Genomic DNA, 12,185 nt, shown 5'->3' with positions numbered 1-12,185 from the left:
GCACCCTTTCGACGGCGCTGCGGCCTTGCCTCGGCGCCCGCGACGGCGGATCGGGACGATGCCGGTCCCTTCCAGAGGGGAAACGATGCAGCGGGTTTGCCGGGCATTTCCAGCACGCTGTTTCCCGCGATCCTCCGGCGCCATGCTCAGAAAAAAGTCAATGGCCGAAATCGGCCAAGGCCGGTGACTGGATCCCGAGAAGATGACGATCAGGCATTTTGGACTGGAATCTTTCATCAGAACAGATGGCGAATCACCCGGTGGCACGCCGATCCGCTCGCCGGCCGAGCAATGCTTGAATCGGCCCCGCACAGTTTTCACAAACCTGGTGCCTGTTAAGTTCCTGGCGATGTCCACCGCCGGAAGCGGAGAGTCGCCGGGCCCGATGCGACCGCACCGAGCAGGCGCGTTCCTGCACCGGAGGAAAGAGCCTGGCGTTCGACTTTCCCGTGGTGCCGGCATGACCTGCTGGGGAGACCAGTCTGTCGTGGTGAAAATTGTGCTCCGGATCGCCACATCGTCATTGCGGAATCGGCTGAACTCCATTTTGGACCGGCCCGGCTGGACCGTCGTTCCCTGCGATGCGGCCGGCCGGCGGACACCTCGGACCGGTGGCGCATCCCCGGAACTGCTGGTCGTGGAGGCCGCCGTGCTGACCGCCGGACGGCTGCGGGCGTCACCGGCCGGCACCGGGACGCGGGTCCTGGCGATCCTGGACGGTCCGGACGATCCGACCCTGGCGACCACCCTGCTGACCGGCCGGGTGGACGGCCTGGTGGACAGGGACGACCCCGACCGCGACTTCGTCGAGGCGGCCCGCGCCGTACTGGCCGGAAGCGGCTGGGTCTCCCCGCAACTGGCTCCCCGGATGCTGGCCACGCTGCGGGACGGCATCGACTCGGCGGCCGGGCTGACCGCTTCGGCCACCGCGCTGACCGCCCGGGAACAGGACGTGGCGCGGCTGATGTCCAGCGGGCTGACCAACTCCGAGATCGCCCGGGAGCTGCAGGTGGCGGTCAGCACCGTCAAGTTCCACGTCTCCAACGTGCTGCGCAAGATGGGCTGCCGCGACCGGGCGCAGTTGATCGCCGCGCTGCACCGGGGGGCACTGCCCGCCGGAGGTCCCCGATGAGCCTCGGCCCCGTCCCGAGACCAGGGCCCGACCCCCGTCTCGCGCCGGGGGCGCCGCCGACGGTCCTTACCTACCGTCAGGTTCGCGTGGCCTGGCCGGGCCGCGTGAACCCGACTGACGGGAGGTACCGGAATGTCCAAACGGAGCCGGATGACCGGCCGGGGCCGGCCGGCGGGCATGGTCGCCGCCCCGCTGGCCGTGGCCGTCGCGGCGGCAGGGGCGGTCGCGCTCACCGCCGCGCCCGCGCAGGCGCTGTGTGGCGGGAAGGGAGTGGCCGACACCGGGTCGCTGTACGCCAACGGCTACCTGATCGCCCGCGAGACGGTGCAGTACGCCTCGACGTGCGACGGCGACAACTATTACGCCGGCAAGGTGCTGGATGCGCGCACGGACGGATCGTGCGCCTACGCCAGGTACTACGACGCGGGCGTCTGGTCGACCCAGGGCGTCTCGTGTACCACCGGCGCGTACGCCAACTACAGCTGGCGTGACCGCAACGGAGACAGATCCGCCACCATCCGCATCGCCGTGGACTACGGCTATGCACAGGACTACACCTGGGGTTACTGACACATGCCGATGCTGAGGTCATTGGCCGCGGTCGCCGTGGCCATGGCTATGGCCTCGGGGTGCGGGGGCGGCGAGGCCGCCCCCGGCTCCGCCAAAAGCACTTCCCTGACCGATGAACAGCGCACCGCACTGGCCAAAGCCCGTCGCGATTCCCTGGACAAGAACGCCGTCGCCAACTACCAGCGAAATCACTCTCAATTCCTGATCGACTGCATGCGCCGGGCCGGCTTCTCCGATTTCCGGCTGCCCCCCGGGTTCTCCGGCGGCGGATCGAGCACCGCCCCCCGGGAACCGGTGCCCGCACAGGACGGATTCGGCCTGTCCACCAGGATCGAGGAAATGTTCGGTGGCCAGGACGATGCGGCCGACGGGACCGTCGACCCCTATTACGCCTCCCTTTCCCCGGCCAGGCGGACCGCCTACGACGGTTCTTTCGCCGACTGCCAGCGCAAGGCCCGCCAGGAGCTGGGCCCGCCGCCGGGAATGGTCACCGTCCGCGGGGACCTCAGCGGCGTGCAGGAAGAGGCCGAACGCCGAGCCGCCGCCGACCCCCGCCTGGCGTCGGCCACGAAAACCTGGTCGTCCTGCATGGCGAGGGAGGGATTCCAGGCCGCCACCAGGAAGGAGCTGATGGCCGGGCTGGAGCAGCGTGCCCGTCCCTTCTGGGAGCTGTACCGCTCCGCCAAGGCCCAGGCGCCCAGGGGGACGCGGGTGCGGCTGGCGGATGTGCTGGATGAGCGGCAGCAGGCCGAGTTGACCAAGCTGCAGCAGTACGAGCGCCAGGTGGCGGTGGCCGATGACCGCTGCGGCGGCCGGCAGCTGGGGCGGCTGCGGGACCAGCTGGTCGATGAGCACCTGCGCAAGCTGGAAGAGGGCGGGTGAAAGCGGGCGAAGCCATGACGGCGCGCCGCAGATCGCTGATGGCCGTCATGGGGATCTGCACGCTGTGCGGGGCGTTCGGCATGGCGGCCGGGCAGTTCATCCGCTCGCCGGACGACGTGGCACGTGCCGCCCGCGCCCCCGAACCCTCCCTGATCACCGCGCCGGTGGAACGCCGGGTGCTGTCCAACGCCGTGGTCACGCGCGGCGACGTCACCGCTTCCCAGCGGGTGGAGCTGGTCGCCGACGCCACCTTCGGCGGGGACGCCTCCACGGCCGGCTCCCTCATCGTCACCGGACGCGTGCCCAAGCAGAACGCCACCCTCAAAGAGGGTGCGATCGCCGTCGAGGTGTCCGGCCGCCCGGTGTTCCTGCTGGAGGGCGCCCGCCCCATGTACCGGACGCTGGGCCCCGGTGACAAGGGCGAGGACGTCGAGCAGCTCGAACGCGCCCTGGCCCGGCTCGGCTTCGACCCGGGCCGCCTCGACGGCCGCTACGACGGCGCCACCGAACGCGCCGTCGAGAAGTGGTACGGCAAACACGGGTATGAGCCGGCCGGGCCTACCGCCGAGGACCGCTCCCGGCTTGAGGCGGCCCGGGAACGGGTCACCCGGGCCACGGCGGCGCTCCGCGCCGCCCAGGCCGAACTCGCCGGGGCGCCCCCGGACGCCGCCGGGCCGCTGCGGCGGGCGGTCCGGGAGGCCGAGGCCGAACTGGCCGCCGCGCGGCGCGAACTCGCCGAGGCCGAGGCCACGACCGGCAGCCGGGTGCCCCGCGCCGAGCTGGTGTTCGTCAAGGAACTGCCGATGACCGTCACCACGGTGAAGGCCAAAGTCGGCAAGCCCCCCGACGGCACACTGCTGACTCTCTCCGGCGGCGCCCCCCGCATCGACGTCGACCTGGCCTCCTCCTACCGGCGGTCGGTCAAGGTCGGCGGTGCCGTCGAGATCGACGACCCGATGACCGGACTCAAGGCGAGCGGCACCATCACCTCCATCGCCGAGCGCCCCGGCACCTCCGGAGCAGCCCCGGGCATGTACCGGGTCCGGATCAAGCCTCGTGGTGACCTGCGCGAGGCGGGCGGCGACCTGAACGTCCGGGTGCGCATCCCCATCCAGACGACCGATGGACAAGTGCTGGCGGTGCCTGAGGCGGCCCTGTTCACCCGTGCCGACGGCGCCACCTACGTACGGGTGCTCCGGAACGGCGCGATCACCGAGCTGCGGGTCGAGACGGGCCTGGCCGCCGAAGGGCTGGTCGAGCTGCGTTCCGTCCAGGGACGGCTCGCTCCCGGCGACGAGGTGGTGGTGGCGGAGCGATGACGGACCGGGCGACGCCCGTTGTGGAACTGCAGGGGCTGACCCGCACCTACCCGGGGACGGTGCCGGTGCACGCGCTGCGCCCCACCGACCTGACCATCCACAAGGGCGACTATGTGGCCATCACCGGGCGTTCCGGCTCGGGCAAGTCCACACTGCTGCACCTGCTCGGGCTGCTGGACCGGCCCACCGGCGGCCGGTACCTGCTCCAGGGACAGGACACCGCCCGCCTGTCGGATCGGGCCCGCACCCGGCTGCGCGCCGAGCTGATCGGGTTCGTCTTCCAGGCCTTCTACCTGCTGCCGCACCGGACCGTCGCCGAGAACGTGGCGCTGGCCCTGATGTATGCGGGCGTGCCGCGCGGCAAGCGGCCCGAGCGGGTGCGGCGGGCGCTGGAGCGGGTCGGTCTGGCGGCCCGTGCGGACTTTTATCCGACGAAGCTGTCGGGCGGCGAGCGCCAGCGGGTCGCGGTGGCCCGCGCACTGGTCACCGAGCCCGCGCTGGTGCTGGCCGACGAACCCACCGGAAACCTCGACAGCGCCACCGCCGAGACGGTCCTGGAGATCTTCGACATGCTGCACGCCCAGGGGCTGACCCTGATCGTCGTCACCCACGATCCGGTGGTGGCCGGGCGGACCCGGCGCCGGCTGCGCATCGACGACGGGAGGGTCACCGAGGTCACGGAGAGCGCATGAGGTTCCTGCGGCGCATCCCGCTGCCGGCCGACCTGGCCGCCGAGGTCGCCGCCGGGCTGCTGGTCCGGCCCGGCCGGCTGGCGCTCACCGCCGCCGGCACCGTGCTGGGCATCGCCGCGCTGGTCGCCACGCTCGGACTGGCCGCCACCGCCGGCAACCACATCGTCACCCGGTTCGACGAACTGGCCGCCACCGAGGTGGTGGTCCAGCCCGCCCACGCCGGCGAGCCGGGAGAGGAGCCGGCCGGCGTGCTGCCCTGGGACGCCCAGACCAGGCTGGAACGGCTCAACGGAGTGCGCGCGGCCGGCACCCTCACCAAGATCGAGACGGGCGACTTGCCGATCCGCTCGGTGGCACTGGAGGATCCTCTCGCCGCGGCCCTGCCGCAGACCCCGGTGCTGGCCGCGTCCCCGGGACTGCGCCACGCCGTGCGCGGCGAGCTGGCCGCCGGTCGCTGGTTCGACCGCGGCCACGATGCGCGGCGCAGCAGGGTGGCGGTGATCGGGCAGGGCCTGGCCCGGCGGCTCAACATCGCCCAGCCCGCGCTGCGCCCGGCGGTCTTCATCGGGGACGAGGCGTTCACCGTGATCGGCATCCTGAAGTCCGCCGCCCGGGAGGCCACGCTGACCGACTCGATCATCCTTCCCGACGGCACCGCTCGTGACCTGTACGGGCTCGACCACCCCGAGAAGGTCTACATCGACACCGCGATCGGAGCGGCCAGGCTGATCGCCAGGCAGGCCCCGACGGCACTGGCCCCCCATGCGCCCGACTCGCTGGTGGCCCAGATGCCGCCCGAGCCCGCGCTGGTACGCGCCCGGGTCAGCGGCGACGTCCAGGCGATGCTGGTCCTGCTCGGCGGGCTCTCCCTGATCGTCGGCGGCTTCGGCATCGCCAACACCACGTTGGTGTCGGTCATGGAGCGCCGGGGCGAGATCGCCCTGCGCCGCAGCCTGGGCGCCCAGCGGCGGCAGATCGCCGTGCAGTTCCTGGTCGAGTCCGCCGCGATCGGGCTGTTGGGCGGGATCGTCGGCGCCTCCCTCGGGGTGGTCGTCACCGTGGCGGTCGCCGCCGTGCAGTCCTGGACTCCCGTGCTGGCGGCCTGGCTGCCGCTCGCCGGGATCGGGTTCGGGGCGCTCATCGGGCTCCTGGCCGGGGCCTATCCGGCACTGCGGGCCGCCCGGCTGGAGCCCATCGACGTGCTGCGGGGCGAGGGGTGAGACGGCGGCCGGGGGTATGGCGTTCCCCATCCCCGGGCACGGGGCCGTCCTGCCGGGCATGCCGAGAGTGCAGATCATCTCCAGGACTGTGTGATTCTCTGTAAAGATCCTTTAGAGGGTTGTTTCGGGTCGGCATGCTGTCGGCTCTATGCGAGCCCGTAGGCACCACCCCGCTCACATGTACGAACCGCATTCCGGCGGCGGGTCCCCGTTCGGGGAGGACTGGCCGCAGGCCCTGCACGGCGCCTACCGCCGCAGGCGAGGCGGCGGATTCCTGATGGGGCTTTTGCTCGCGTGCCTGAGCACCGCTGCCGTCACCGCCTTCACATGGGTCTATCCGTCCGGTGAAAGCACAGGGCCGGCGGCCGGAACCGTCCGCCAGTCCGCGCTCCCGGCGGCCCTCAGCGCGCCGGCCGCCGCTCCCGTCACCGTCCCCCGCCGGGGCACCGGCCGGTTCGTCCGCGCGCCCGGCTCCACCCCCAAGGTCGGGCGCGGCAGGCTGCTGCGGTACGCGGTGGAGGTCGAAGACGGCATCGGCCAGCAGGCGGCGGAGTTCGCCCGCATCGTGGACGGCGTCCTGGCCCACCGGCGGGGGTGGACCGCCGGCGGCGAGTGGGCCTTCAAACGGGTCTCCTCCTCCCGCTACGACTTCGTGGTGCGCCTGGCCTCTCCCGACACGGTCGATGAGATCTGCGCCCGCTACGGCCTGGACACCGAAGGCGAGGTCAACTGCGCCGGAGGCAGGGACGTGGTGATCAACCTTCGCCGCTGGCTGCTGTTGACCCCCTATTACAAGGACAGGCCCGCGCTTTACCGGGCGTTGGCGATCAACCACGAGGTCGGCCACCGGCTGGGTCATGGCCACGTCACCTGTCCGCGCAAGGGACGTCCGGCCCCGGTGATGCAACAGCAGATCTTCGGTCTCAAAGGCTGTGTGATCAACGCCTGGCCCTATGACGCACGTGGGCGCTTCATCACCGGGCCATCGGTATCCTGACGGGTGTGCCGGTGGGCGACGATCGGCCGTCGGCCGGCGGAATCCACGGCGCGACCGGCGTTCCTGCGCGCATCGGTCGAACCTCGGCAGGGTGGGGAACGTCCCACGAGGTGACCATCGAAGCGTGGTGATTTGCGATGGCGCATGCCGGGCGGGCACGCTGGACAATCGAGTGCCCATGGCGTGAGGCCGTCGTGGGACGAGGAAGGCTTGGAGGCCGCGTTATGCGCCGTGCGCCTCGAAGTGCAGCAGTATGGACCTGGGCGGGGCAGTCCAGGCAACGGCGCTGAAGGAGCCCGACGATGACCGAGCACAGCGGCACGCAGGGACCGCAGTGGTCAGCGCCTGACGACCAGGAACCGTCCGCCGGCGGGGAAGGCGAGGCGACGGAGCGGGCCGGCCAGGGCGGGCCCGCGCAGCCGGTGCGGCCGATAGGAGATCGCACGGTGGTGTTCGGCGCGCCCGCACGCCGCGCCACGCCGCCGAGCGCCCCCGACCAGGGGAACCAGGACCCTTCCGGGACGGGACCGCAGCGGCCCGTGCCGCCCGCGCCGCCCACGATGATCGAGCAGCCGATCGCCGGGATCGGTGCTCAGCAGCCTCAGCAGCCCGCTCAGCAGCCTCCGTACGGCCAGCCGCAGCAGGGGCCTTACGGTCAGCAGCCCCAGCAGCCCTACGGGCAGCAGCCTCCCTACGGCGGGCCGGGGCAGCCTCAGCAGCCTGCTCAGCAGCAGCCTTCGTACGGCCAGCCGCAGCAGGGGCCTTACGGTCAGCAGCCCCAGCAGCAGCCTCAGCAGCCCTACGGGCAGTCCGAGCAGCAGTACGGCCCGCCGGACCCGTACCGGCCGCCGTCCTTTGACCGCCCGCAGGAGCCGCCGGCGGCCTCCGGCGGAGGCGAGCGCACTTTGATCGTTCCCGGGCCGGGCGCCGGCGACCAGCAGCCGCAGCCCGAGCGTCCGGCCGTGGCGGATCAGGCCACGGTGGCCTGGTCTCCGGGCACCGACGTCCCGGTCGCCTCGGCGCACGACCGTCCCGTCGCCCCGCAGCAGGAGCAGTGGCAGCCTCCGCAGTCCCCGCCGGCCACGTCCGTGGACCAGTGGGGCGCTCCCGGCGCCGCCGAGCAGCGGTCCTGGCAGCAGTCCCAGCCGCCCGCCCAGCCGCCCCAGCAGGGCGCCGGTGATCGCACGGTGATGGTGCCGCCGCCCGAGCCCGGCCAGTACGCGGGTGCGGTCTCCGAGGAGCCGCGCCCCTACGAGCCTCCGGCGGCCGCCCAGTCTCAGGGCGGGCAGGGGTACGGCGCCGCTCAGGGCACCGACCCCGACGCGCAAGCCACCCAGGCCTTCGACCCGGGCGTCGGCGCGGAAGGGCAGCGGGCTCCCGCCTACCCGGAGCAGCACTCCTGGCAGCAGGACCAGCAGGGTCAGCAGCCGTACGGCCAGCAGCCCTACGGTCAGCAGGGTCAGCAGCCGTACGGGGCTCCGGGCGGCCAGCAGGGCTACCCTCAGCAGCCCTATGGCCAGCAGCAGCCCGCGGGTCAGCAGTACGGCCCGCAAGGCTATGGCCAGCCCCAGGGCGAGCAGCAGCCCTATGGTCCGCAGGGGCAGCCCTATGGCCAGCAGGGGTACGGCCAGCAGTACGGCCGGCCTCAGGGCCAGGGTCAGTACGGCGCCTCCACCTATGGCGGCGGATCGTCCGCCGAGAGCGGCAAGGGCGGCAAGAAGAAGCTGCTGATCTTCGGTGGCGTTGGCATAGTGGTCGTCCTGCTGGTTCTGCTGATCGCCTTCGTTCTGTGAGTTGTGGCGTCCGCCCCCGTGCTCTGCGGGCCGGCGGGCGGACGCACCGTTGAGCGGGCGGCGCACCGGGCGGCCATGGCGTGTCCCAGCAACACAAGTGCCTCTTCCCTCATCTGGACAACTGGGACACAATGCCAACAGGAACTTTCACCGGTGCCCGCTCGTTACGGCGAGCGAATTCACCTGTGCGGCTTTCGCAGGGCCGGGCCCGGGTTTTGGGGCCGGCGGGGCGGGCGTTGTAGAGGCATGCTCGCTTTGACCAACGCCGCGGGGCTGGGTAGTCTCTTTCTTCGTGCCCGTGGCTAACGGGGCACATGTGCGTGCGCGCCGGCAAGGCCCTGATGGGAGCCAGTCCTAGCGCCGCAGTCCACTCCCCGGCTTGTCGGTCCAGTAGCGGGCCGTGGCGGTCGCGTTACGCCTTGACGTGAAAACGGAAGGGGCGACACGCCCGACCGCGTGGGTCGGAGAGGCCGGGAAACCGGCAGGTCACAGCCTCGTCAGGGGCGGTGATGACGGCCTTCGTAAGGAATTTTCCGAGCGGGGGCCATGCAGTTCGAAGACTTACCGGCTCGGTATGAGGAAGACGGAGACGCGGTGCCCACGATCCAGCAGCTTGTCCGCAAGGGCCGCCAGGACAAGGTGACCAAGAACAAGACGCCTGCGCTCAAGGGCAGCCCCCAGCGCCGGGGTGTTTGCACGACAACCTGCAGGAGCACTCCATGGTGCTGGTTCGCGGCGGCCGGGTGAAGGACCTGCCGGGCGTCCGTTACAAGATCATCCGTGGTTCGCTCGACACCCAGGGCGTGCGCAACCGCAAGCAGGCGCGCAGCCGCTACGGCGCGAAGAAGGAGAAGTAATGCCGCGCAAGGGCCCCGCTAGCAAGCGCCAGCTCGTCCCCGACCCGGTGTACAACTCGCCGCTGGTCACCGCGCTGATCAACAAGGTGCTCAAGGACGGCAAGCGCTCCATCGCCCAGCGCATCGTCTACGACGCTCTGGAAGGCGCCCGGGAGAAGACCGGCAACGACCCGGTCGTCACCCTCAAGCGCGCGCTGGACAACGTCAAGCCGACCATCGAGGTCAAGAGCCGCCGGGTCGGCGGTGCGACGTACCAGGTGCCGGTGGAGGTCCGGCCCGCCCGCAGCACCACCTTGGCGCTGCGCTGGCTGGTGCAGTACGCCCGTGCCCGCCGTGAGAAGACCATGACCGAGCGGCTGATGAACGAGATCATCGACGCCAGCAACGGTCTGGGCGCTTCGGTCAAGAAGCGCGAGGACACGCACAAGATGGCGGAGTCCAACAAGGCCTTCGCCCACTACCGCTGGTGATCCCGGCGGACCGACCGACGAAGTAACGACGCGAGGACGCGAGCACAGTGGCTACCAAGACCGGCGTAGACCTGGCCAAGGTCCGCAACATCGGGATCATGGCCCATATCGACGCGGGCAAGACCACCACGACCGAGCGCATCCTGTACTACACCGGGATGAGCCACAAGATCGGTGAGACCCACGAAGGCTCCGCCACCACCGACTTCATGGAGCAGGAGCAGGAGCGGGGGATCACCATCACTTCCGCCGCCGTCACCTGCCGGTGGCCGGTCGATCAGGTCGAGCACACCATCAACATCATCGACACCCCCGGCCACGTCGACTTCACCGTCGAGGTGGAGCGGTCGCTGCGGGTGCTCGACGGCGCGGTCGCGGTGTTCGACGGTGTCGCGGGTGTGGAGCCGCAGTCGGAGACCGTGTGGCGTCAGGCCGACCGGTACAACGTGCCGCGGATCTGCTTCGTCAACAAGATGGACCGGGTCGGCGCGGAGTTCCACCGCTGCGTCGACATGATCGCCAACCGGCTGAACGCCACCCCGCTGGTGGTGCAGCTTCCGGTCGGCGCCGAGGCCGACTTCAAGGGCGTCATCGACCTGGTGAAGATGAAGGCCCTGATCTGGAAGCCCGAGGCCAAGCTCGGCGAGATGTACGACGAGGTCGACATCCCCGACAGCCACGTCGACGCCGCCACCGAGTGGCACGACAAGCTGGTCGAGGTGCTCGCCGAGGCCGACGACGAGATCATGGAGCTGTACCTGGAGGGCGTGGAGCCCACCGTCGAGCAGCTCTACCCGGCCATCCGGCGGGCGACCATCGCCGGCAAGGTCACCCCGGTGCTGTGCGGCAGCGCCTTCAAGAACAAGGGCGTGCAGCCGCTGCTGGACGCCATCGTCCGTTACCTGCCCTCGCCGCTGGACATCGAGGCCATCGAGGGCAGCGCCATGGACGATGAGGAGAAGGTCATCGCCCGCAAGCCCAGCGAGGACGAGCCCTTCGCCGCCCTGGCGTTCAAGATCATGAGCGACCCGCACCTGGGCAAGCTGACCTTCGTGCGCGTCTACTCGGGCGTGCTGGAGTCCGGCAGCACGGTGCTCAACTCGGTCAAGAACCGCAAGGAGCGCATCGGCAAGATCTACCGGATGCACGCCAACAAGCGGGAGGAGATCGAGCGGGTCGGCGCCGGCGACATCGTCGCGGTGATGGGCCTGAAGCAGACCACCACCGGCGAGACGCTGTGCGACGAGAAGAACCCGGTGGTCCTGGAGTCGATGACCTTCCCGGCCCCGGTGATCAACGTCGCGATCGAGCCGAAGTCCAAGGCCGACCAGCAGAAGCTGGGCGCCGCCATCCAGCGGCTGGCCGAGGAGGACCCCTCCTTCCAGGTCCGCACCGACCCCGACACCGGCCAGACCATCATCTGGGGGATGGGCGAGCTCCACCTGGAGATCCTCGTCGACCGGATGAAGCGCGAGTTCAAGGTCGAGGCGAACGTGGGCCGCCCGCAGGTGGCCTACCGCGAGACCATCACCAAGAAGGTCACCGGCGTGGAGTACACCCACAAGAAGCAGACCGGTGGCTCGGGCCAGTACGGCCGGGTGGTCATCGACCTGGAGCCGCTGGGCGACGGCAACGACGGCTACGAGTTCGAAAACAACATCACCGGCGGCCGCATCCCCCGGGAGTTCATCCCCTCGGTGGACGCCGGCTGCCAGGAGGCCGCCGAGTTCGGCGTGCTCGCCGGGTACCCGATGGTGGGGGTCAAGGTCACCCTGCAGGACGGTGCCTACCACGAGGTGGACTCCTCGGAAATGGCCTTCAAGGTCGCCGGTTCCATGGCGTTCAAGGAAGCCGCCCGCAAGGCGGAACCGACGCTGCTGGAGCCGATGATGGCGGTCGAGGTCACCACGCCCGAGGAGAACATGGGCGACGTGATCGGCGACCTGAACAGCCGCCGCGGTCACATCCAGTCCATGGACGAGCGCGCCGGCATGCGGGTCGTCAAGGCCATCGTGCCGCTGTCGGAGATGTTCGGCTACGTGGGTGATCTGCGCAGCAAGACCCAGGGCCGGGCGGTCTTCACCATGCAGTTCGACTCCTACGCGGAGGTGCCGAGCAACATCGCGCAGGAGATCATCGCCAAGGCGCGGGGCGAGTAGCACCCGGGCCCAGCCCAGATCACCGGCCGGGCGGCGACCCAGTCGCCGCCCGGTGCACCCGGAACCAACCGGTCGCGTCTGCGGCCGAGACGCA

10 protein-coding genes and 1 pseudogene are annotated in these 12,185 nt (G+C 70.7%); all 11 read left to right on the top strand.

The window, feature by feature from the left end; translation table 11 throughout:
- Positions 1-649 precede the first annotated feature (649 nt).
- The 11 genes and pseudogenes from BUE48_RS21575 (at position 650) to fusA (ending at position 12,091) form a co-directional block, all read left to right on the top strand.
- Complete coding sequence (locus BUE48_RS21575; RefSeq protein WP_012854644.1) at positions 650-1,132, top strand: response regulator transcription factor; 483 nt, start codon at positions 650-652, stop codon at positions 1,130-1,132.
- Positions 1,133-1,264: 132 nt separating this feature from the next.
- Positions 1,265-1,702: a hypothetical protein gene (locus BUE48_RS21570; protein ID WP_012854643.1), complete on the top strand. Its 438-nt coding sequence runs from the start codon at positions 1,265-1,267 to the stop codon at positions 1,700-1,702.
- 3 nt (positions 1,703-1,705) lie between these two features.
- Positions 1,706-2,584, top strand: coding sequence for a hypothetical protein (locus BUE48_RS21565; RefSeq protein WP_012854642.1), 879 nt, complete (start codon positions 1,706-1,708; stop codon positions 2,582-2,584).
- Positions 2,581-3,903, top strand: a complete 1,323-nt coding sequence (locus BUE48_RS21560) for a peptidoglycan-binding protein (protein ID WP_012854641.1) — start codon at positions 2,581-2,583, stop codon at positions 3,901-3,903. The genes BUE48_RS21565 and BUE48_RS21560 overlap by 4 nt, the downstream gene beginning before the upstream one ends.
- Positions 3,900-4,595: an ABC transporter ATP-binding protein gene (locus tag BUE48_RS21555; RefSeq protein ID WP_012854640.1), complete on the top strand. Its 696-nt coding sequence runs from the start codon at positions 3,900-3,902 to the stop codon at positions 4,593-4,595. The genes BUE48_RS21560 and BUE48_RS21555 overlap by 4 nt, the downstream gene beginning before the upstream one ends.
- A complete protein-coding gene (locus BUE48_RS21550; RefSeq protein ID WP_286990827.1) occupies positions 4,592-5,815 on the top strand; it encodes an ABC transporter permease in 1,224 nt (407 codons plus the stop codon). The genes BUE48_RS21555 and BUE48_RS21550 overlap by 4 nt, the downstream gene beginning before the upstream one ends.
- 178 nt (positions 5,816-5,993) lie before the next feature.
- Positions 5,994-6,812: a DUF3152 domain-containing protein gene (locus BUE48_RS21545; RefSeq protein WP_286990826.1), complete on the top strand. Its 819-nt coding sequence runs from the start codon at positions 5,994-5,996 to the stop codon at positions 6,810-6,812.
- Between the two features lie 302 nt (positions 6,813-7,114).
- Positions 7,115-8,605 (top strand): hypothetical protein, encoded by a 1,491-nt coding sequence (locus BUE48_RS21540; protein ID WP_012854637.1) that lies wholly within the window; start codon positions 7,115-7,117, stop codon positions 8,603-8,605.
- Between the two features lie 594 nt (positions 8,606-9,199).
- A pseudogene (locus tag BUE48_RS21535) lies at positions 9,200-9,462 on the top strand (30S ribosomal protein S12).
- Positions 9,462-9,932: a 30S ribosomal protein S7 gene (gene rpsG / locus BUE48_RS21530; RefSeq protein WP_012854635.1), complete on the top strand. Its 471-nt coding sequence runs from the start codon at positions 9,462-9,464 to the stop codon at positions 9,930-9,932. The pseudogene BUE48_RS21535 and the gene rpsG overlap by 1 nt, the downstream one beginning before the upstream one ends.
- Before the next feature lie 47 nt (positions 9,933-9,979).
- Complete coding sequence (fusA, locus tag BUE48_RS21525; RefSeq protein WP_286990825.1) at positions 9,980-12,091, top strand: elongation factor G; 2,112 nt, start codon at positions 9,980-9,982, stop codon at positions 12,089-12,091.
- The last annotated feature ends 94 nt before the right edge of the window (positions 12,092-12,185 follow it).

It is taken from the genome of Thermomonospora sp. CIF 1, from assembly GCF_001896795.1.
Classification (GTDB): Bacteria; Actinomycetota; Actinomycetes; order Streptosporangiales; family Streptosporangiaceae; genus Thermomonospora; species Thermomonospora curvata.
Note: the sequence above shows the minus strand (reverse complement) of the source record. Positions and strands in the feature narration are given on the sequence as shown.